Source organism: Acinetobacter lwoffii, from assembly GCF_024129715.1.
Lineage (GTDB): Bacteria > Pseudomonadota > Gammaproteobacteria > Pseudomonadales > Moraxellaceae > Acinetobacter > Acinetobacter lwoffii_U.
On the sequence record NZ_JAMXXM010000010.1, the window covers coordinates 78,437 to 99,696 of the forward strand.

The window sequence follows — 21,260 nt, forward strand, 5'->3', positions numbered from 1 at the left end:
AATAATAGTGTAAATATGAAATCTATCATTACGCCTTTCGTAGAATCACCACGAGCCGCCAAACTTGCATTTTTAATTATTCTGGATTTTTGTGCTTTTCCTGTCTTGATCTGGCTCTGCTATGCCATTCGCCGCTTTGATTTAGGCGCAGAAGTGGTACCGAATCTGGCTTTTGGTACGCTCTGGGTCAGCGTGATTGCCGTTGCATCGCTTTTTGTATGTGGGGTCTATCGCTTTATTGTCCGTACGTATAATGAAGTGTTTATGATCAAGATGGGGCTGGCGACGGCATTGACTGTCGCTGGTCTTTATGCCCTGGCCTATTTTACCCCGGCCTTTATTCCGACTTCTATTCCACTCATGTTTGGCTTTATGATGTTTGCCTGGATCTGGTTTAGCCGGGGCATCATCCGTTTTATTATCCATTCCTATTTGCAGGCCGACGTACAGAAAAAACGCATTGCGATTTATGGCGCGGGTCATGCAGGCCAACAGGTCGCTGCTGCCTTGTATCGCTCAAATGAACATTTGCCGATCATGTTTATTGATGACAAGCGCTCCTTGGCCGGACAGCAGTTGGGTCGACTCAAAGTCTATGATGCCCAGACTGCCTTAAAACTCATGCGCAAGCAAAAAATTGATGAAATCCTGATTGCCTTGCCTTCGGTAGGGCGGGTCCGTAAAAGTGAAATCATCAAGTTTTTAGAACCGGCACATTTAAAAATTACCGAGATTCCGGGGCTGACCAAACTGGTGGATGGTGAAATCCGGATTTCTGATATTCAGGAAGTGGATATTATTGACTTGCTGGGGCGTGATCCGGTGCCGCCAGTGCCGGAGCTGCTGGCCAGAAACATTAAAGATAAAGTGGTGATGGTCACCGGTGCGGGCGGTTCGATTGGTTCAGAACTCTGCCGCCAGATCATTAAAAACCAGCCGGCCAAACTGGTTATTTATGAACTGACTGAATTCGCACTGTATAGTATTGAAAAAGAGTTACGCCTTAGCGCTAGCTGTGAAATTATTCCGATTCTGGGCTCTGTACTGGATGAATCCAAGCTGGAGCGGGTGATTGAACAATATGGCGTACAGACTGTTTACCATGCTGCCGCCTATAAACATGTCCCGCTGGTGGAATGTAATCCTCTGGCAGGGTTAAAAAACAACGCCGTCGGAACCGCCTTTAGTGTGAATGCAGCAGTAAAAAAAGGCGTCGAAACCTTTGTGTTAATTTCAACCGATAAGGCCGTACGTCCCACCAATGTGATGGGGGCGACCAAACGTATGGCAGAACTGTATTGTCAGGCCATGGCGGAAGCGCAGGACCAGACCCAGATCAGTATTGTACGTTTTGGTAATGTACTCGGTTCTTCGGGTTCGGTGGTGCCGCTGTTTAAACAGCAGATTGCCAAGGGCGGGCCAATTACCGTCACTGACCCGGAAGTGACCCGGTTCTTTATGACCATTCCGGAAGCTTCGCAGCTGGTGATTCAGGCCGGTGCTTTGGGTACGGGCGGAGATGTATTCCTGCTGGATATGGGCGAACCGGTACGGATTCAGGATCTGGCACGACAAATGATTAGCCTCAGTGGGCTCAAAGTCCGAGATGCTAAAAATCCGAATGGCGATATTGAAATTCAATATACGGGATTACGTCCAGGCGAGAAGCTTTATGAAGAGCTGCTGATTGACGAAGAAAATACAGAAATCACCGCACATTCGCGTATTCTACGTTCTGTCGAAAAACATTATCCATTGGCAGAAATTCTGGCAGTATTTAACCGTATACATGAACTTAGCGCGACTCAGGCCGATATTGAATGGGCACTGGCACAACTAGAACATTATGTCGACGGTTATATACGCGGTAACGAAATTAAAGTGAACTAGGTTTTTATAGATATGATCAAAAAAGCAATTCTCCCTGTAGCAGGTCTTGGTACGCGTTTTTTACCTGCCAGCAAATCTATTCCCAAAGAGATGGTGACTGTTGTGGATCGCCCTGCGATTGAATATGTGGTGCGTGAAGCGGTTGCTGCCGGGATTGAGCAGATTATTCTGGTGACCCATTCTTCCAAGGCCTCGATTGAAAACTATTTTGACCGCAACTTCGAACTTGAAACTACCCTTGCGCAAAAAAACAAAACCGACTTGCTTAAAGAAATTACTGAAATTTTGCCTGCGGGTGTCAGTGTGATTAGTGTACGTCAGCCGCAGCCTTTGGGTCTGGGCCATGCGGTACTGTGTGCCAAAGCGGTGATTGGCGATGATGATTTTGCGGTGTTATTACCGGATGTACTGGTCAAGGATCAGGATCCGGAAAATGACCTATCACGCATGATTCAGCGCTATGTACAATCTCAAGCTTCACAAATCATGGTGGAAGCAGTGCCTGAACATCTAGTAGATCAGTATGGCATTGTTGATGTTGCTGCATCACCTGAGGAAGGTGAAAGCATTGTCATGCAAGGGATCGTCGAGAAACCGGCCGTCGGTACTGCACCTTCAAATCTGTCTGTGGTCGGACGTTATATTCTGCCGGCCAAAATCATGCAGCTTTTAGAACAGACACCACGCGGGGCAGGTAATGAAATCCAGCTCACAGATGCGATTGCCATGCTGCAGCAGACAGAAGCTGTAGAAGCCTACCGCATGAAAGGCCAGACCTTTGACTGTGGCAGTAAGTTAGGTTATCTAAAAGCTGTTTTACATTATGGCATCGATCATCCTAAACTCGGTAGCGAGTTTAAAGCATTGATTCAGGAACTGGCATTAGAATAATAAAGGGATACTATGAAAGTCACGGTACTGGGAAAAACCTTATTTTCAGGGGTCATTGCAGCCCTTCTAGCTGAATGTGGTCATCAGGTAGTGTGGTGTAACAGCTTCAGTAGCGATGATCCGGCACGGACTTATTTTCAGGATGAAGCACTGCAGGCCTTGTTGCAAAAACAGGAAAAATCCGGCTTTTTAAACTGTTGTGATTTTCAGCATCTGGATTTCAATCAAGAGACTTTTTTCTTTAGTTTTAATGCAACTGAAGAGCATATGGCATTGCAGATGCTGAATACCATCCGGCATGCCTGTTTTGCTCATCCCAAACTAATGATCAATGCATCGACTTTTGGCTTGCATGGAACCCAACGTTTTCAGCAGTTGCTGCCGAATGATGACTGGATTTACCTGCCAGATATTATTCAGGAAGGCAATGCGATTCGAAGTTTTATGCAGGCCAGTCAGCTGATAGTCGGCTGTGACCAACCGGATGCACAGCTTAAAATCAGAGAGCTGTTACGGCCCTTATTCCCGCGTGCGCAGCAGTATCTGTTTATGCCGGTACTGGATGCCGAATTTACCAAACTGAGCATTTCCGGCATGCTGGCCACCCGGATCAGTTATATGAATGATCTGGCGAGTGTAGCAGAAAAACTTGGCATCGATATTGAGCAGGTACGTCAGGGCATGGCGGCAGATAACCGGATTGGTTCTGCCTATCTGTTCCCAGGCGTTGGTTTTGGTGGAGAAAATTTCTCACATGATATCCGGACGCTTACTCATGCCGTTGCAGATTCAGGAGTGAAAAACCAGCTGCTGGAACAGGTCTGGGACATTAACGAACAGCAAAAAGAATTACTGTTCCGAAAACTCTGGAACTATTTTCGTGGGGACTTAAAGGGCAAGGTCATTGCAATCTGGGGTGCAGCCTTTAAGGAAAATACCCCGAGTATCCAGCAGTCTCCGGTACATGCCATGCTGACCGCTTTGTGGGCGCAAGGCGTGACGGTCAAGCTACATGACCCTCAGGCAATCGCAAATATTGAAAAGGTCTATGGGCCACGAGAAGACTTAATCCTGTGTAAAGACCAGTATCAGGCCGTGGAAGGGGCGCATGCCTTGTGTCTGATTACGGCATGGAAACAGTACGGCAGTCCGGATTATCCATATCTGATCAAGCTGATGCAGCATCCTCTGATTCTGGATGGGCGTAATCTGTATGATCCGACGTATGTCAAAACACGTGGTTTTAATTATATTGGGGTAGGACGTTAATGTTGAGCCATTTTAATCCAAATCTCGACACTGAAACTGTGTGTCAGAAACTCGCCTCGAACAAAGAACAGCTTCAGTCTGAGCATTTGCTGGAGTTGTTTGCAGCTGACCCAGAGCGCTTTAATCGATATTCTATCCAGTTTGAACAACTGCTGTTTGACTATAGTAAACACAGAATCAATAAAAATGTGCTGCAGGGCCTGATCGAATGGGCCGATGCACAGAACCTCAGATCCTGGATTGGTTCCCTATTTTCCAATCAGGAAATCAACTATACCGAGCAGCGTGCTGCCATGCACTGGGCACTGCGTCTGCCGGAACAGGACCAACAGCATGCTGATCTGGCAGCTGATGTACATGCCCAGCTGGAAAGGATGTATGCGCTGGTGGAACAGATTCATGCCGGACAGCGTCGCGGTGCCACCGGGGAAGTCATTCAGGATGTGGTCAATATCGGGGTGGGCGGATCAGATCTGGGTCCCTTGATGGTCACGCATGCTTTATCTGATTTTAAATACCAGTCTGCCCAGCCACTCAACGTACATTTTGTTTCGACCATGGATGGTAGTCAGCTGTCCGAGCTGTTGCACCAGCTGCGTCCGGAAACGACACTGTTTATTATTTCCTCCAAGTCCTTTGGCACCATTGATACCCTGACCAATGCACAAACAGTCCGTTTATGGCTGGAAAAGGCCTTAGGTCAGCATCCCTATATTCTTAAGCATCATTTTATTGGGGTATCGACCAAACCGGAAAAAATGACCGCATGGGGCATTGCCCCGGAAAACCAGTTGTTGCTCTGGGACTGGGTCGGCGGGCGTTATTCACTCTGGTCCTGTATCGGACTGCCAATTGCCTTGAGTATCGGGATTGAAGGCTTTAAGCAGCTGCTGGCTGGTGCTTATGCAATTGATCAGCATTTTCAGTACCAGCCTTTTGAACGCAATATTCCGGTATTGATGGGATTGTTGGGGGCTTGGAATACCAATTTTCTGGATATTCAGACCCATGCGATTCTGCCTTATGATGGCCGGCTGAAATATTTTGCCTCCTATCTGCAACAGCTGGAAATGGAGTCTAACGGCAAGTCGATCCAGCGTAATGGCGAGAAAGTCCAGCTAGATACCTGCCCGATTATCTGGGGTGAGGTCGGGCCGAATGCCCAGCATGCCTTCTATCAGTTATTGCATCAGGGTACGCAGTCAGTCAGCTGTGATTTTATTGCACCGGTAGAACGTTATAACAGCCAGCAATATACCTATGCAGACAGCGCTGAAGCATTAGTCGAACAACATCATCTGGCCTTATCCAACTGTCTGGCGCAATCGCGCTTACTGGCTTTTGGCAATGAAGCACTGGATCAAACTGAATTGGCGAGCTTACCGGCTTATAAACAGTATGAAGGTAATCAGCCGAGCAGTACCCTGTTATTGCAGGAACTCAATCCATACAGTTTGGGCATGCTTATTGCACTGTATGAGCACAAGGTATTTGTCCAGTCCGTGCTGTGGAATATCAATCCGTTTGACCAGTGGGGCGTAGAAAAAGGCAAGGAAATTGCCAACCAGCTATTGCCAATACTGAATGGTGAACAAACCGATCTGGATGGTTTGGACGGTTCTACCCAAGGCCTCATTAAAATTTTATTAGGAAAGTCAAATGGCTAAAATTTTGGTCACAGGTGGGGCAGGCTATATTGGTTCACATACCTGTGTAGAATTGTTGAATGCCAGACATGAGGTAATTGTACTTGATAATCTGTGCAATAGCTCCTCCGAGTCCTTAAGCCGAGTAGAAAAGCTGACCAAAAAAAGCCTGACCTTTGTGGAAGGCGATATCCGGGATAGCCAGTTACTCGATCAGGTCTTTCAGCAAAATTCGATTGATGCGGTAATTCATTTTGCCGGTCTTAAAGCAGTCGGTGAAAGCCAGCAGATTCCATTGGCTTATTTTGATAATAATATTGCCGGTTCAATTAGTCTGGTTCAGGCGATGCAGCGCGCACAGGTGTATAAACTGGTCTTTAGCTCTTCCGCCACTGTGTATGGTGAAGATAATCCTTCTCCATATCAGGAAGATATGCCCTTAAGTATGCCGAATAATAATTATGGCTATACCAAGTTGGTTGTTGAGCAGATGTTAGAAAAAGTAGCAATTGCAGATGAACGTTGGTCCATTGCCTTGCTACGTTATTTTAATCCGGTCGGCGCGCATAAAAGTGGACAGATTGGTGAAGATCCATTGGGTATTCCCAACAATCTGATGCCTTTTGTGACTCAAGTTGCGGTAGGTCTGCGTGAAAAGCTGTCTATTTTTGGCCATGATTACGACACGGCCGACGGCACCTGTGAGCGTGACTTTATTCATGTGGTGGATTTAGCGAAAGCACATGTTTTAGCCATTCAGAATCGTTTAAAGCATCAAGGCTGCCGGGCCTGGAATATTGGTACGGGCCAACCGATATCGGTATTAACCCTGAAAGATACCTTTGAGAAAGTGAATCAGATCCAGATTCCGTTTGAGTTCGCTGCACGACGTGATGGTGATTTGGCAAGTTTCTATGCAGACAATGCGCGTGCAGTAAAAGAGTTGGGCTGGACACCAGAATATGGCTTGGAGGATATGCTCGCCGATAGCTGGAAATGGCAAAAGCAGAACCCCAAAGGATATGGATCATAGATATGAATTTTATTTATGGGGTTATTTGTCATCAACTTACCCATTCATTGGTTTTTCTGGTGAATGAGCTGCTGAAAAGTCCTCATAGTATTATTCTTATTCATGTCGATCAAAAAGCCGACCTTGCCCCATTTCATACTCAATTCGGACAGCTTGATCAGGTATATTTTTTAGCAGACCGGACAGATGTACGATGGGGCAGCTATAGCCAAATTGAAGTCATGTTAAAACTCCTGCAGGAAGCACAAAAATATGATTACGGCTATTTTTTCTTCCTGTCTGGAGATGACATTCCTTTATGTTCCAATACAGCAAGAGAATTATTTCTAGAAAAAGAATATCAAAAACAGACCGAGTTTGTGGGTCATGATGATTTAGCAGATGATGTGGAACAACGGGTGAATGTCCTGTATTTACCGATTATGTATCAAAAAGCTAAATCACCATTATTTCAGTTCCTGAACAGATGGGCATTATGGTATTGCCGGCATTTCCGTAAACAGGATATCTCTCATTTACCTAAACTATATAAAGGTTCAAACTGGATTACTCTCACCGATCAAGCGGTGACATTTATTCTGGATTATCTGGAAGCGAATCCGGATTATGCAAAAACCTTTAAATCTTCACTCTGTGCAGATGAAATCTTTTTCCATACCATTATTTATAATTCCCATTTTCAGCAACGCATCTATCATGCCCAGCATAGGATAGAGGATTGTGAAACAGGGCTAAGATATATTGACTGGGACTCCGGGCCGGATTATCCAAGAACTTTAGATGTGTCTGATTTTGATAAAATGAAGCAGTCAGGCATGCTGTTTGCGCGGAAAATGAATGCAAATATTGCAGTCGAGATACTCGAAAAACATTTTTCATAAAAGCTTCAGGCCGGAACAGTACCCTAAAAACTGGAGTCTTTTCTCTGGTTTAAAGGGCACTGGTTTCAGGCTTTTTTAGGATTTAAGCATCGCCCTGGATCAGCTGGGTCAGCTCATCGACATAGTCCCGCATCGGTCGTGGATTATGATCACGACGGCTTTCAATATTTAGACGCAATAGCGGTTCAGTATTCGATGCACGCACATTAAAACGCCAGGTGCCAAAATTCAGGCTGACCCCATCGGTCTGATCAATTTCTGGTTTTTGATCGGCATAATGATCGAAAAGTTTTTGGATGGTTGCCTGGGTATCGGTCACTTTGAAATTAATTTCACCTGAACATGGGAACTTGGCGATCATTTCTTCCACGAGAGAAGATAAGGATTTTCCTGTTTCAGACAGTACCGCCATAGCCAGTAACCATGGAATCATGCCGCTGTCACAGTAAGCAAAATCACGGAAATAGTGATGGGCACTCATTTCCCCGCCATAAGCCGCATTATGTTCACGCATGACATCCTTAATGAAGGCATGACCTGATTTTGATTGGACGGTAATTCCCTGATATTGCTCCACGACATCCAGCGTATTCCAGACCAGACGCGGGTCATGGACAATTTTTTCACCAGACTGCTTCAGCAGGAATGCCTGCGCCAGAAGGCCAACAATATAATAACCTTCAATGAACTGACCTTTTTCATCGAACAGGAAGCAGCGGTCAAAGTCGCCATCCCAGGCAATGCCCATATCCGCACCATGCTGAATGACCGCATCACGAGTGCTATCACGATTTTCAACCAGAATTGGATTCGGGATGCCATTCGGGAAGTTACCATCGGCCTCATTGTGAATTTTGACAAATTCAACCGGGATCTGTAGTTGTTGAAACTTCTGTTCAAGCGCATCCACCACATGACCTGCGGCACCATTACCGGCATTCATCACCAGTTTCATCGGGCGGATTTTTGCCGCGTCAATATAAGTCATCAGGTGATCGATAAATTCAGGCAGGATATTATATTGTTCAGTATGACCTTTTTGGACAACCTCAACGAATTTCCCTGATTCTGCCAAGGCCTGAATTTCTTTTAAGCCTGTATCTGCACTGATCGGGCGGGCATTTTCACGCACCAGCTTCATGCCGTTATAGTCCATCGGATTATGGCTGGCCGTCACTTCAATACCACCCTGAACATCCAGATGGAAAGCTGCGAAATAAACTTCTTCAGTCCCAGTCATGCCAAGATCCAGCACATTGACCCCGGCATCATTTAAACCGCGAATGGTCGCCTGTTTTAAGTCTTCACTGCTGAGTCGGATGTCACAGCCAATGACAACCGTTTTAGGTTGATAAATCTGTCCATAAGCACGGCCAATTTTATAGGCGATATCTTCATTAAGTTCGGTACCGAGTTTGCCACGAATATCATAGGCTTTAAAGCAAGTCAGTTGTGTCATTTATAGGCTCTCCATTTAGAAGAAAAAAGGCCGGTTCCCCAGCCTTGATTCAATTTTAATTATTCTACAGTGACCGATTTTGCCAGGTTGCGTGGCTGATCGACATCCGTACCACGTAGCACTGCCACATGATAGGACAATAATTGGACTGGGATGCTATACACAATCGGTGCCAGCACTGCATTGACTGCCGGAATATGTACCACATGCTGGCGTTCTTTGGCTTTAATACCGCTGTGCTCATCAGCAAACACAAATAGCTCGCCACCACGTGCCTGAACTTCTTCCATATTGGATTTCAGTTTGTCCAGCATGTCATCCTGTGGCGCCAGAATCACCACCGGCATGTCATTGTCAACCAGTGCCAATGGTCCGTGTTTCAACTCACCTGCAGCATAACCTTCAGCGTGAATATATGAAATTTCTTTTAGCTTGAGTGCACCTTCCAGAGCGATCGGGAAGTGCGTACCGCGGCCCAAAAACAGGCAATGCTGCTTTTCAACAAACAGTTCAGAAAGGCGTAGAATCTCATCATCATGACGCAAGGTATCCAGAATCACTTTAGGCGTATGCCAAAGTTCTGTGGTGATCTCCGTCATTTGTTCTGTGGAAATAGTATTTTTCACAGAACCGATTTTGAGTACCAATAGCATCAATGCAGCAAGCTGGGTGGTAAAGGCTTTGGTTGAAGCTACACCAATTTCAGGACCTGCCAGCGTTAATAGACTATGCTGAGTTTCACGCACCATCGAAGAGGTCGCCACGTTACAGATGGTCATCGTAGTGATGTCCAGTCCTTTAGCTGCCGCACGTTTTTGCGTATCACGTAATGCAGCTAAGGTGTCGGCAGTTTCACCAGATTGGGAAATACACACATACAGCGTGTGATTCACAATCACCGGAGTGCGATAACGGAATTCGCTGGCAATCTCGACTTGGCAAGGCAGGTCAATTAATTGTTCAAACCAGTATTTGGCGATCATGCCGGCATGATAGCTGGTACCACAGGCAATAATCTGGATTTGCTGAATTTTTGAAAAGTCTTGTTCCGCACTGGCAAGGAAATCTTCACGCAGGTCATTGCCATTTAAAGCTTGGGAAATGGTCTGTTTGATCGCTTCAGGCTGCTCATAAATTTCTTTGAGCATGTAGTGCTTGTATTCACCTTTAGAAGCATTGCTGACTGCAGCATCCAGTTCCTTGACCGGACGATCAACCAGTTGACCATCGACAAAGACTTCAATGGTGGTGCGAGTCAAACGCGCAATATCACCTTCTTCAAGATAAATAAAACGGTTGGTAATCGGGAGTAGCGCAAGCTGGTCAGAGCTGATAAAGTTCTCGCCAATCCCGACACCAATCACCAGTGGAGAACCTTCACGTACGGTAATCAGTTCATCTGGATGATCAGTATGTATGATACCCAGTGCATAGGCACCTTTCAGTTGTGGAACGACTTGGCGTACAGCTTCTAATAGGCTCGGGGTAGATTTCAGTGCATCATTGATCAGATGGGCAACCACTTCAGTATCAGTCTGTGAGGTAAACACATAGCCCAAAGCTTCAAGATCATCTTTGAGTTCCTGATAGTTTTCGATAATTCCGTTATGCACCACTGCCACATTTTCAGAAATATGCGGATGGGCATTTTCTTCAGTCGGTTTACCATGGGTCGCCCAGCGTGTATGCGCGATGCCGAGTGAACCGCTAATCTGTGATTCATTCACAGCTTGTTCAAGGTTCGCGACCTTACCGACACGGCGTTCACGTAGGACTTGGCTATTATTGATAAGTGCCAAACCTGCTGAATCATAACCACGGTATTCCAGGCGTTTTAAGCCTTCGATCAAAATATTGGTAATGCTACGTTCTGCAATGCCACCAACGATACCACACATATTTATTCCCCTTATTTCTTGATTTTTTGTGGACGTGGATAGTTTTCTTTGGCAAATTGCTTAGAGCGTTCTACTGCCAAACTGTTGTCTTCCACATCACGGGTAATCGTTGAGCCTGCACCCACTGTGGCACCGTTGCCAATTTTCACAGGTGCCACCAATGAACTGTTCGAGCCAATAAAGGCTTGATCACCAATAATCGTTTTAAATTTATTCGCACCATCATAATTACAGGTAATAGTCCCTGCACCGATGTTTGAACCACTGCCAACTTCTGCATCACCCAGGTAGGTAAAGTGGTTGGCTTTAGAGCCTAAACCAATCGTGGTATTTTTGACTTCAACGAAGTTACCAATATGTACTTCATTGGCCAGTTGTGCACCCGGACGTAGTCGTGCAAAAGGTCCAATTTGGGTATCTTCACCCACGATGGCGCTATCGAAAATACTATATGGCTGAACCTTGGTGCCAGCTGCAATCTTGGTATTCTTGATAATACAGCCAGCGCCAATTTCAACGTTGTCGCCGAGCTCGCAATCACCTTCGATAATCACGTTGATATCAATGCGGACATCCTGGCCGACAGTTAAATTGCCACGCAAGTCAAAGCGGCTTGGATCAATCAGATGTACGCCTTGCTGCATTAGCTGTTTGGCTTGATAAGCTTGGAACTGACGCTCTAAAGCAGCTAGCTGCACACGGTCATTGACCCCTTCAACTTCAAAAGCCATTTCAGGTTCTACAGATGCAACTTGCATACCATCTGCCAAAGCCATCGCGACGATATCCGTCAGGTAATATTCACCTTGAGCATTGTCATTACTTAAACTTGGCAGCCATTGATGCAGTTTGGCATTGCTGACCGCATAAATACCGGTATTGATTTCTTTAATCTGACGTTGCTCTTCGGAAGCATCTTTGTGCTCAACAATAGCCTGGATTTCACCATTTTCACGGACAATACGACCATAACCATTGGCATCCGGCAGGGTAAGGGTCACCAGACCAATACCGGTTTCTGCGGTGGCATCGAGTAATTTTTGCAAGGTCACAGGATTAATGCACGGTACATCGCCGGAAAGAATCAGCGATACGCTGTCGTGAGGCAGGACAGGCAAGGTCATCTGTACCGCATGTCCGGTACCCAGCTGTTCAGCCTGTTCTACCCATTTAATATCCTGTTGTGCAAATGCTGTTTGAACAAGGTCACCACCATGACCATAAATGGTAATAATATTATCTGCGTTTAATTTTTTTGCCGTTTCAATGACATGACCCAGTAAAGGACGTCCTGCAAGAGGTTGTAATACTTTCGGTAAGCTTGAACGCATGCGCGTGCCTTTACCTGCAGCAAGAATAATAACAGTCGTTGACATGTTCTAATCCTAAATATGGCTTATGCCACGGTGAAGTAAAAATAAAGCAAAATACAAAGAGCCGCCCAAAGACCGGCAATAATGTCATCCAGCATGATGCCGAAGCCACCGTCCACTTGACGGTCAATCACCCGGATCGGCCAAGGTTTCCAGATATCAAATAATCTGAATAGCGCAAAACCGATGAATAACCATAACCAGTTCATCTGGCCTAAGTAGATCAGGGGCAAAAATGTGATGGATTGTCCTGCAAATTCATCCCAGACGATGCGCCCATCATCATGTACGCCCATAATTTTTGCTGTTTTGTCACAAATATAAATACCAATCAGGGACATGATCATAATCGCCAAGATGGTGTTTGTGAAGCCGATTGCAAGCCAAACTGGTACAAATAATAGTGCAAAAGCGGAACCAGTGGTACCAGGTGCTTTAGGACTTAAACCAGAACCAAAGCCCACACCACAGAACACAATAAAACGTTCTGGCCAAGTCATAGTTTTAAAAAGAATTGGAGGCTTATGCAAAATGTTGATACCCATTAAATTGAAGTGAATGATCTACGCCATCTTTTTCAAAAGTTAAGCCGTGTTGCTGCTGAATTGTGCCGATTATACTAATCGAAACATCAAGTTGTTTTTGCAATAATTTTTCGTAATTTTGCGGGCTTATTGTAAAGCATAATTCGTAATCGTCGCCACCAGCGAGGGCATATTGCCATTTTTGCTCATTGTTTAAGGCATGCAGGGTAGGACTGATCGGTAAGTTTTCGAGTTGCAGCTTTGCACCGACTTGAGAAGCTTTGAGAATATGTCCAAGATCTTGTGCCAAACCATCCGAGATATCAATCATGCTATGCGCCAGACCTTTTAGGGCGGCACCGAGCTGACAACGTGGCGTTGGATAGTCCAGACGTTTTTGTAGTGGATGACCAAGATGCTGTAGTGCAAAAGCTGCATCACCGACAGTTCCACTGACACAGATCAAATCACCCGGTTTTGCACCTGAGCGTGTAATGGCTTGACCAATGTCCACCCAGCCTAATGCAGTAACAGACAGGGTTAAATGAGGACTTTGAGTGGTATCACCACCGATTAAGTTCACGCCAAATTGATCACAGCAATCGTACAAACCCTGACTAAAAGCTTTTAGCCAGTCATGATCAATTTGGGGTAGGCTCAATGCGAGTAAAATACTGTGCGGGGTTGCGCCCATCGCGGCAATATCAGATAAATTGACAGCCACAGATTTCCAGCCAATCGCATGCGGATCGGTGTCTATTGGAAAATGGCGTCCAGCAACCAGGGTGTCGGCACAGATGACCAGTTGTTGCTGAGGAGGGGGGGTGAGCAAGGCTGAATCGTCACCGACGCCCAGATCGACAGAATTGGCATTCTTGCGATTGAAATAGGTGTCGATAATCGAAAATTCAGCCATACAACAAATCTACGCTATTAGTTAGATTGCTGTTTTTCTGCTGCACGCAAAGTTGTCGCTAAACGATCCAATACACCATTGATGTATTTATGGCTATCGGCACCGCCAAAATGTTTAGCCAACTCGATCGCTTCATCTAGAACGACGCGATATGGAATCTCAAGATGTTCTTTGAGTTCATATGCACCAAGGCGAAGGGTCGCAAGTTCAACACCGTCAAGTGCTGAAAGTTCGCGATCGAGTACCGGGATTAAGAGCGCATCCAATGCTTCATGATTGGCAACCACTTGAGTCAACAATTCATGATAATAGCTCAGATCCACTTTGTGCATGGCATTTTCCACACGCGTACGTGCTTCAATCTCATGCACCGGATTGTGGCTCATTTGCCATTCATAAATTCCTTGTACAGCAAAGCGACGTGCTTTACGTTTTGCTGCATAAGTTGCTTGAAGTGTTTGCGACATAGCGTTAAATAGCCTTTAACAAGTTAACCATTTCAATCGCAGTCAGGGCAGCTTCGCTACCTTTATTGCCTGCTTTTGTTCCAGAGCGTTCAATCGCTTGTTCAATACTGTCCGTAGTGAGTACACCGTTAATTACAGGTAAGCCAGTGTCCAGGCCAACCACGCCTAAACCTTTGGCACATTCGCCTGCAACGAAATCGAAGTGAGGCGTGCTACCACGAATCACGGCGCCAAGCGCGATGATGGCATCGAAACGATCTGAAGCTGCCAGTTTTTTCGCAACTACAGGAAGTTCCCAGGCACCAGGTGCATGAACAACAGTAATATTATCCTCTGATACACCATGACGTTTCAATGTATCAATGGCACCTTCTAACAGATGTTCAACCACAAAGCTGTTAAAACGACCAACTAAAATCGCATAACGGTCTTCGTTCGCGAGATGTAACATACCTTCAATACGGCGAACTGCCATAACAACCTCGATGATTTCTTAAGATGTTTGTTGTGCGGTGATGTATTCTACCACTTCTAAGTTAAAGCCTGACAGGGCATTGAAACGCAATGGAGAGCTCAGCAGCTTCATTTTTTCAACGCCTAAATCACGCAAAATTTGTGCACCCACACCAATGGTCTGATACTGCTGAGACAGTGCAGAATTTGATTTTACATTTTTTGGTGCTTTAAGGGTATCTAATGCTGGACCCAGGTCCTGTAAATGGTGTTGGCCAATCCAGACCAGTACACCACGATCACTGTTGGAAATTTCTTTCAAGGCACGATCCAGGTTCCAGGCCGGCTCGCCATCCTGTTTCTTCAGTTTGAGCAAGTCGCGGGTCGGGTTAAAACCATGTACACGCACTGTGGTCACACCCTCTTTAGGCTCACCTTTGACCAAGGCCAAATGGATATCCGGGTTACCCAGTTCACGATAGCGGTACAGGTCAAAGCTGCCGTATTCAGTATCAATACTTTGCTGATCAATACGCTCAACCGTCTGTTCATTGGTCATGCGGTAATGAATCAGATCGGCAATAGTACCGATTTTCAGGCCATGCTTTTCAGCAAACACTTCAAGATCCGGACGGCGCGCCATGGTGCCATCTTCATTGATGATTTCACAAATGACTGATGCCGGTTCCAGTCCTGCCAAACGGGAAAGATCACAACCTGCCTCAGTATGTCCGGCACGGTGCAAGACACCGCCTGGTTGCGCCATCAGCGGGAAGATATGTCCTGGCTGTACAATATCTGCCGGTTTGGCATGAGCAGCCACAGCAGTTTGAATCGTGTGCGCACGTTCAGCCGGAGAAATACCGGTAGAAATACCTTCAGCCGCTTCAATCGACAGGGTGAAATTGGTCCCATGCTGGGCACCATTGGCATCCACCATTAACGGCAGATTCAACTGCTGGCAACGCTCTTTACTTAAAGTCAGGCAGACCAGACCACGTGCATGGGTGATCATGAAGTTGATGTCTTCAGGACGTACGTGTGTGGCAGCAATCACCAAATCGCCTTCATTTTCACGGTCTTCATCATCCATCAGGATGACCATTTTTCCTGCACGGATATCTGCTACAAGCTCTTCAACAGTATTGAGCGGCATCAACCTTCACCTTCTTTTTTGATCTTGATCAGACCGAATCATGACATTATTGGGTACATAGTCTAACGCTTTTTGCGCAATTTTGCCTATGCTTATTGCTTTCCCTCTAGTGGTTCATTGTTATACACAGTCTTGATAAACATGAAAAGCCGACTTTAAATGAAAGCCAGGGCTTTATGCAGGTTTTTTGAACAGTTAAAATGCATAAAAAATGAAAAACTTAGGCGAAGTCCTTCTAAGTTAAAGTATTAATTTGTTTTTTATACAGTTTTATTCCTGTTTTTGTGATTTTCAGACTTTTATTTTGCTGGTCAACGATCAAGAGCAGAAAAATTTACCAGATATTAAAAAACTTGAATAAAACAAAAAAGCGAACCGCAGTTCGCTTTTGAGAAAATTCATACTTAGAAGAAACCAGCCGGTTTGGTTGAATAACTCACCAGCAGGTTTTTGGTCTGTTGATAATGATCCAGCATCATTCTGTGATTCTCACGACCAATCCCTGATTTTTTATAGCCACCGAAAGCCGCATGTGCAGGATAAATATGATAACAGTTGGTCCAGACCCGACCCGCTTGAATCGCGCGTCCTGCACGGTAGGAGGTATGCGCTGAGCGTGACCAGACACCGGCACCTAAACCATAAATCGTATCATTGGCAATCTTGATCGCATCATCAAAGTCTTTAAAGGTGGTCACAGCCAGTACAGGCCCGAAGATTTCTTCCTGGAAGGTCTTCATGTCATTGGTGCCTTTAAAGATGGTCGGTTCAATATAGAAACCTTGACCGACTTCCTGACGTGCTTCACCACCGGTCAGGATCTGTGCACCTTCTTCACGGCCAGTGGCAATACAGCCCAGAATCTTGTCCTGCTGTTCCTGTGAGGCTTGCGCACCAATCATGGTGTCAGTATCCAGGGGATGACCAGTCTTAATCCGTTGCACCCGCTCTACTGCACGCGCCAGAAATTCATCGGCAATACTTTCCTGTACCAAGGCCCGGGAAGGGCAGGTACAGATTTCACCCTGGTTCAGGGCAAACATGGCAAAGCCTTCCAGCGCTTTGTCCAGATAATCGTCTTCCTGATCCATGATGTCGGCAAAGAACAGATTCGGTGATTTACCCCCCAGTTCCAGCGTCACCGGAATAATATTTTCGGTGGCATATTGCATGATCAGCTGACCCACTGCGGTTGAGCCGGTAAAGGCAATCTTGGCAATGCGTGGGTTGGTGGCTAGCGGGCGACCGATTTCAACCCCATAACCATTGACGATATTCAGGACACCCGGTGGCAAAATATCCTGAATCAGTTCAGCCAGCACCAGAATGCTGACCGGAGTCTGTTCTGCAGGTTTCAACACGATACAGTTACCTGCAGCTAGGGCAGGTGCCAGTTTCCAGGCAGCCATCAGAATCGGGAAGTTCCACGGGATAATTTGACCCACGACGCCCAACGGTTCATGAAAATGATAAGCAATGGTATCTTCATCGATTTCGGAAATGCCGCCTTCCTGTGCACGGATACAGCCGGCAAAATAACGGAAATGGTCAATGGCCAGCGGAATATCGGCAGCCAGTGTTTCACGGATCGGTTTGCCATTGTCCCAGGTTTCTGCCACAGCCAGCAGTTCCAGATTTTGTTCCAGACGATCTGCAATTTTCAGCAGGATATTGGAGCGGGTGGTCGGTGATGACCGGTTCCATTGCTCTTTGGCTTTATGCGCTGCATCAAGCGCCAACTCAATGTCTTCTACAGAAGAGCGCGGCACTTTGGTAAAGACTTTGCCATCTACCGGAGAGAGATTGTCAAAGTATTCACCTTTGACCGGAGCGACCCATTCGCCGCCAATAAAATTATCGTATTGTGCTTTAAATTGAATTTTTGAACCGTCAGTATTGGGGTCTGCATAACGCATAATCTATTCCTTTATATGATTGTTAGTGGTGCAGGCTGCGCGCATGTTGCCGATCAAAAAATATAGGCGCTTCTGCATTCAGCTCTACTATAAAGAGGGAAAAAGACGGACGGTTGTTTGTTTACAGGCTTGCTACAAAAGACAATATTTCGAGACAAGTGGTAGAAGAATAAAAGTTATAAATTTCAATTCTTAAATTTAAAAACAATGGGTTATAGAAGTTGTGAAACATCGAAAGATTGGCATATTTTCAATGTGCTTAATTACATTCCAACCTAATAAGGATTCAAAAGAAGCCAAGCAGGAGAAATGATGGTAAGTTTCATTTCTCCTTCCACGTTTATCTAAAGCCCTTTGTCATGCAGCCATTGAAACAGTTGCTGATAAACCTGCTCACGAACAGATTGCTCTGAAAGTACCAGATCATGTAAACCGTTCTGAATACTTTGAACCGTGACATCGCCTTTAATTTTTTTGGCATATTTCTGAATGTCTTTAATGCCTAGAATTACATCGCTGCTCTGTGCGGCTTTGCCCCATTTTTTAGGATATAAGGTCTGATGCGAATGCATGATCAATACCGGAATATCGAGCTGAACACCGCGATGAATTTCTTTCTGTGCCTCATGAATGGCACGAATAAAACTGATCCGAACCATCGGGTAGCGGGTCTTTTTCCAGTCCAGACTGAAGTCCCATTCGCCTTTTAAATCCTTATGCAGGCTGGTGGCATACCACTTGTTCAGCTCGCTTGGAAATTTAAGATTGGGAAAAATTTTAGCCAGTCTGCTCAGTTGCGGAATGCCAAGCGCACGTTTGATTGGATTCATATTGAAGTCATAAAATGGACTATTGACCCAAAGCGCTTTGATTAAAGGGTGCTGCGGATGATGTGCCGCATATAAGGTCGTGGTCAGGCCGCCGGTAGAATGACCACAGAGCAGGGCAGCATCGTGGCCCTCAGCTGCTATAATGTCGAGGGCTTGGGTAATTTCTGCATCATATTCAGCTAGGTCATAGACGTTATAATATTTTTGATGCGGCAGAATCGAACGTCCGTACTTTCTCAAATCCAGCGCATAAAAATCAAAACCATGCTGATTAAAGCGCTCTGCCATTTCGGTCTGAAAAAAATAATCGATAAAGCCGTGAATATATAAAACTGCTTTTTTTGTGGGTTGGGCTGCTTTTTTACGGATCAGGGTTGCTACGACTTTGCCCTCATAATCATCGGGAAAGTTTAAGGTCGCTTGTTCATAGCCTGTCCCCAGAATATCGAGCTGATAAAGCGGTTGCAGTTCACTCATTTTTATACTCGTTCATCTTATTAAATTTATGCTTTATCCTTGATGAGCTGAGGTTTTTTGTCAAACAGATCTTGCTGCCGATTTAAATTAAAAATACGAATAGGGATTAATTTTAGAAACCGTCCAAAACCTAGGCTGAAAATGAGTGTTATCAGATTATAAAATCCTGCTACAAGTATTATAAATTTGCTAAATGACCTAACAGCTTAAAATCAGGCTAAGCTATATAAAATAAACAAAGTGATGTGACTATTTTGGCAGAACTGCCGAAGATTGATTAGATGAGTTAAATAATGCCCAGAGAAAATTTGAACAGTAAACGCCCTTTATATATTCCTTATGCTGGAAATACTCTGCTAGAACTCCCACTACTCAATAAAGGCTCTGCATTTTCTGAAGAAGAGCGTAGAAGCTTTAACTTGCATGGCTTGATTCCTCATGTCACCGAGACGATTGAAGAACAAAGTCAGCGTTCTTATCAGCAGTATTGTGCTTTTAGCAGTGATATTAACAAGCATATTTATTTGCGGAATATTCAGGATACCAATGAGACCCTGTTTTACCATCTGATTGAAAATCACCTCAGTGAGATGATGCCGATTATCTATACCCCGACTGTGGGTGAGGCATGTCAGCGCTTTTCTGATATTTATCGCCGTCATCGTGGGATCTTTATTTCCTATCCTGACCGTGATCAGATCGACCAGATTATTCACAATATCAATAAAAAGAACGTGAAAGTGATTGTGATTACAGATGGTGAGCGCATTTTGGGTCTTGGAGATCAAGGCATCGGTGGTATGGGGATTCCCATTGGAAAACTGGCACTCTACACCGCATGTGGCGGGATCAGTCCGGCCTATACCTTACCGATTACTCTTGATGTCGGTACCAATAATCAGCAGTTGTTAAATGACCCGATTTATATGGGCTGGCGTGAACCACGAATCAGCGGCGATGAATACTATGCTTTTGTCGAGACGGTGATTCGGGCGATTCAACAGCGCTGGCCAGATGCCTTAATTCAGTTTGAAGACTTTGCACAGAAAAATGCCATGCCTTTGCTGGAAAAATATCGTGATCGAATCTGTTGTTTTAATGATGATATTCAGGGCACCGCAGCAGTGTCTGTCGGCAGCCTGATTGCTGCTTCGCGTGCAGCAGGTAAACAGCTCAAAGATCAGGTGGTTACTTTCCTGGGTGCTGGTTCAGCTGGTTGCGGGATTGCAGAACAGATCATTAAGCAAATGGTTGCTGAGGGTTTAAGTGATGCTGAAGCGCGTGCACGCGTGTTTATGGTCGACCGCTTTGGTCTGATCACAGAAAATCAGCCGAATTTACTGGACTTCCAGCGCAAACTGGCACAGCCTCTTGAAAATGTAGAAAGCTGGGCAGATGCTGAGAGCATGATTTCTCTGCTAGATGTAGTTAAGCGTGCCAAACCGACGGTACTGATAGGCGTATCTGGACAGCCAGGTCTATTCACTCAGGAAGTGATTGAAGCCATGGCTGAAAACAGTGTGCAACCGATTATTTTCCCTTTATCCAATCCGACTTCCCGCGTAGAAGCTGTTCCGGCAGATATCTTGCAATGGACCAAGGGCAAAGCGTTGATTGCGACGGGTAGCCCATTTGCACCAGTGAATTATCAGGGGCAGATTCATCATATTTCACAATGCAATAACTCTTATATCTTTCCGGGCATTGGTTTGGGTGTAGTTGCTTCAGGTGCAAAACGTGTCACGGATAATATGCTCATGGCCTCGAGTAATGCCTTGGCGGACTGTTCTCCGAAACTGAAAGATCCTCAGGCAGATTTATTGCCAAATCTGGATTGTTTACAGTCGATTTCGAAGCAGATTGCCTTAAAAGTGGCGCTTGCTGCGATTGAAGATGGGGTAGCACCGAAAGTCAGTGTAGAAGAATTGCAGTTGGCTATTGAACGTAATTTCTGGACACCGCAATACCGTGATTATCAGCGAATTACCTTTTAATTATATTGGAAATGGACTCTGTATTGTGGCTAGTGGTTTGCTAGCTTGAGTTTATCTGATGCGTTGGTGAAATATAAAAAGCCCTGATCTTTTGATTAGGGCGTGTCCTCATTTGAAGAATTGGTTTTAAATACTTAAAATCCTCCTTTGAGTTATTTTTATTTCTATATTTTCAATGGCACGTACT

General features: G+C 45.3%; 17 protein-coding genes. 7 read left to right on the top strand and 10 right to left on the bottom strand.

What is annotated here, in order from left to right; all coding sequences use genetic code 11:
• Window positions 1-15 precede the first annotated feature (15 nt).
• The 6 genes from NI462_RS08610 to NI462_RS08635 are packed head-to-tail and all read left to right on the top strand — an operon-like array spanning window position 16 to window position 7,610.
• Window positions 16-1,890, top strand: a complete 1,875-nt coding sequence (locus NI462_RS08610; RefSeq protein WP_253160124.1) for a polysaccharide biosynthesis protein — start codon at window positions 16-18, stop codon at window positions 1,888-1,890.
• Window positions 1,891-1,902: 12 nt separating this feature from the next.
• Window positions 1,903-2,781, top strand: a complete 879-nt coding sequence (galU, locus tag NI462_RS08615; protein ID WP_253160126.1) for a UTP--glucose-1-phosphate uridylyltransferase GalU — start codon at window positions 1,903-1,905, stop codon at window positions 2,779-2,781.
• Window positions 2,782-2,793: 12 nt separating this feature from the next.
• A complete protein-coding gene (locus NI462_RS08620; protein ID WP_253160129.1) occupies window positions 2,794-4,050 on the top strand; it encodes a nucleotide sugar dehydrogenase in 1,257 nt (418 codons plus the stop codon).
• Complete coding sequence (gene pgi / locus NI462_RS08625; RefSeq protein ID WP_253160131.1) at window positions 4,050-5,717, top strand: glucose-6-phosphate isomerase; 1,668 nt, start codon at window positions 4,050-4,052, stop codon at window positions 5,715-5,717. The genes NI462_RS08620 and pgi overlap by 1 nt, the downstream gene beginning before the upstream one ends.
• Window positions 5,710-6,729, top strand: a complete 1,020-nt coding sequence (gene galE / locus NI462_RS08630) for a UDP-glucose 4-epimerase GalE (RefSeq protein ID WP_005108342.1) — start codon at window positions 5,710-5,712, stop codon at window positions 6,727-6,729. Before pgi ends, galE begins: the two co-directional genes overlap by 8 nt.
• A 2-nt stretch (window positions 6,730-6,731) precedes the next feature.
• Window positions 6,732-7,610, top strand: a complete 879-nt coding sequence (locus NI462_RS08635) for a beta-1,6-N-acetylglucosaminyltransferase (RefSeq protein WP_253160134.1) — start codon at window positions 6,732-6,734, stop codon at window positions 7,608-7,610.
• A gap of 82 nt (window positions 7,611-7,692) precedes the next feature.
• Here the strand turns inward: NI462_RS08635 and NI462_RS08640 are convergent, their stop codons facing one another.
• The 10 genes from NI462_RS08640 to NI462_RS08685 form a co-directional block, all read right to left on the bottom strand.
• Window positions 7,693-9,069 carry a phosphohexomutase domain-containing protein gene (locus NI462_RS08640; RefSeq protein WP_253160136.1) on the bottom strand — a complete coding sequence of 459 codons (1,377 nt, stop codon included), beginning with the start codon at window positions 9,067-9,069 and terminating at the stop codon, window positions 7,693-7,695.
• A 59-nt stretch (window positions 9,070-9,128) separates the two neighbouring features.
• Window positions 9,129-10,967 carry a glutamine--fructose-6-phosphate transaminase (isomerizing) gene (gene glmS, locus NI462_RS08645; RefSeq protein ID WP_253160138.1) on the bottom strand — a complete coding sequence of 613 codons (1,839 nt, stop codon included), beginning with the start codon at window positions 10,965-10,967 and terminating at the stop codon, window positions 9,129-9,131.
• Between the two features lie 11 nt (window positions 10,968-10,978).
• Window positions 10,979-12,343 carry a bifunctional UDP-N-acetylglucosamine diphosphorylase/glucosamine-1-phosphate N-acetyltransferase GlmU gene (glmU, locus tag NI462_RS08650; protein WP_253160141.1) on the bottom strand — a complete coding sequence of 455 codons (1,365 nt, stop codon included), beginning with the start codon at window positions 12,341-12,343 and terminating at the stop codon, window positions 10,979-10,981.
• Between the two features lie 20 nt (window positions 12,344-12,363).
• A complete protein-coding gene (locus NI462_RS08655; protein WP_253160144.1) occupies window positions 12,364-12,885 on the bottom strand; it encodes a phosphatidylglycerophosphatase A family protein in 522 nt (173 codons plus the stop codon).
• On the bottom strand, window positions 12,863-13,780 hold the full coding sequence (gene thiL / locus NI462_RS08660; protein ID WP_247143922.1) for a thiamine-phosphate kinase: 918 nt from the start codon (window positions 13,778-13,780) through the stop codon (window positions 12,863-12,865). The genes NI462_RS08655 and thiL overlap by 23 nt, the downstream gene beginning before the upstream one ends.
• 17 nt (window positions 13,781-13,797) lie before the next feature.
• Complete coding sequence (gene nusB / locus NI462_RS08665) at window positions 13,798-14,247, bottom strand: transcription antitermination factor NusB (RefSeq protein WP_004280924.1); 450 nt, start codon at window positions 14,245-14,247, stop codon at window positions 13,798-13,800.
• Window positions 14,248-14,251: 4 nt separating this feature from the next.
• Window positions 14,252-14,722 carry a 6,7-dimethyl-8-ribityllumazine synthase gene (ribH, locus tag NI462_RS08670; protein ID WP_004280926.1) on the bottom strand — a complete coding sequence of 157 codons (471 nt, stop codon included), beginning with the start codon at window positions 14,720-14,722 and terminating at the stop codon, window positions 14,252-14,254.
• 18 nt (window positions 14,723-14,740) lie between these two features.
• Window positions 14,741-15,856 (bottom strand): bifunctional 3,4-dihydroxy-2-butanone-4-phosphate synthase/GTP cyclohydrolase II, encoded by a 1,116-nt coding sequence (gene ribBA, locus NI462_RS08675; RefSeq protein WP_004647616.1) that lies wholly within the window; start codon window positions 15,854-15,856, stop codon window positions 14,741-14,743.
• 404 nt (window positions 15,857-16,260) lie between these two features.
• Window positions 16,261-17,772, bottom strand: coding sequence for an acetaldehyde dehydrogenase ExaC (gene exaC / locus NI462_RS08680; RefSeq protein WP_253160147.1), 1,512 nt, complete (start codon window positions 17,770-17,772; stop codon window positions 16,261-16,263).
• A 344-nt stretch (window positions 17,773-18,116) separates the two neighbouring features.
• Window positions 18,117-19,079, bottom strand: coding sequence for an alpha/beta hydrolase (locus NI462_RS08685; protein ID WP_155861592.1), 963 nt, complete (start codon window positions 19,077-19,079; stop codon window positions 18,117-18,119).
• Between the two features lie 293 nt (window positions 19,080-19,372).
• Between NI462_RS08685 and NI462_RS08690 the strand changes: the two genes are divergently transcribed.
• Window positions 19,373-21,073: an NAD-dependent malic enzyme gene (locus NI462_RS08690; protein ID WP_253160150.1), complete on the top strand. Its 1,701-nt coding sequence runs from the start codon at window positions 19,373-19,375 to the stop codon at window positions 21,071-21,073.
• The last annotated feature ends 187 nt before the right edge of the window (window positions 21,074-21,260 follow it).

What these genes read in the sequence shown, in the direction of transcription:
- thiL (WP_247143922.1), bottom strand. Translation starts at nt 13,780, where the DNA reads ATGGCTGAATTTTCGATTATCGACACCTATTTCAATCGCAAGAATGCC.
- NI462_RS08635 (WP_253160134.1), top strand. Translation starts at nt 6,732, where the DNA reads ATGAATTTTATTTATGGGGTTATTTGTCATCAACTTACCCATTCATTG.
- galE (WP_005108342.1), top strand. Translation starts at nt 5,710, where the DNA reads ATGGCTAAAATTTTGGTCACAGGTGGGGCAGGCTATATTGGTTCACAT.
- NI462_RS08655 (WP_253160144.1), bottom strand. Translation starts at nt 12,885, where the DNA reads ATGGGTATCAACATTTTGCATAAGCCTCCAATTCTTTTTAAAACTATG.
- ribH (WP_004280926.1), bottom strand. Translation starts at nt 14,722, where the DNA reads ATGGCAGTTCGCCGTATTGAAGGTATGTTACATCTCGCGAACGAAGAC.
- NI462_RS08610 (WP_253160124.1), top strand. Translation starts at nt 16, where the DNA reads ATGAAATCTATCATTACGCCTTTCGTAGAATCACCACGAGCCGCCAAA.
- exaC (WP_253160147.1), bottom strand. Translation starts at nt 17,772, where the DNA reads ATGCGTTATGCAGACCCCAATACTGACGGTTCAAAAATTCAATTTAAA.
- ribBA (WP_004647616.1), bottom strand. Translation starts at nt 15,856, where the DNA reads ATGCCGCTCAATACTGTTGAAGAGCTTGTAGCAGATATCCGTGCAGGA.
- NI462_RS08685 (WP_155861592.1), bottom strand. Translation starts at nt 19,079, where the DNA reads ATGAGTGAACTGCAACCGCTTTATCAGCTCGATATTCTGGGGACAGGC.
- glmS (WP_253160138.1), bottom strand. Translation starts at nt 10,967, where the DNA reads ATGTGTGGTATCGTTGGTGGCATTGCAGAACGTAGCATTACCAATATT.
- glmU (WP_253160141.1), bottom strand. Translation starts at nt 12,343, where the DNA reads ATGTCAACGACTGTTATTATTCTTGCTGCAGGTAAAGGCACGCGCATG.
- nusB (WP_004280924.1), bottom strand. Translation starts at nt 14,247, where the DNA reads ATGTCGCAAACACTTCAAGCAACTTATGCAGCAAAACGTAAAGCACGT.
- NI462_RS08620 (WP_253160129.1), top strand. Translation starts at nt 2,794, where the DNA reads ATGAAAGTCACGGTACTGGGAAAAACCTTATTTTCAGGGGTCATTGCA.
- galU (WP_253160126.1), top strand. Translation starts at nt 1,903, where the DNA reads ATGATCAAAAAAGCAATTCTCCCTGTAGCAGGTCTTGGTACGCGTTTT.
- NI462_RS08690 (WP_253160150.1), top strand. Translation starts at nt 19,373, where the DNA reads ATGCCCAGAGAAAATTTGAACAGTAAACGCCCTTTATATATTCCTTAT.
- pgi (WP_253160131.1), top strand. Translation starts at nt 4,050, where the DNA reads ATGTTGAGCCATTTTAATCCAAATCTCGACACTGAAACTGTGTGTCAG.
- NI462_RS08640 (WP_253160136.1), bottom strand. Translation starts at nt 9,069, where the DNA reads ATGACACAACTGACTTGCTTTAAAGCCTATGATATTCGTGGCAAACTC.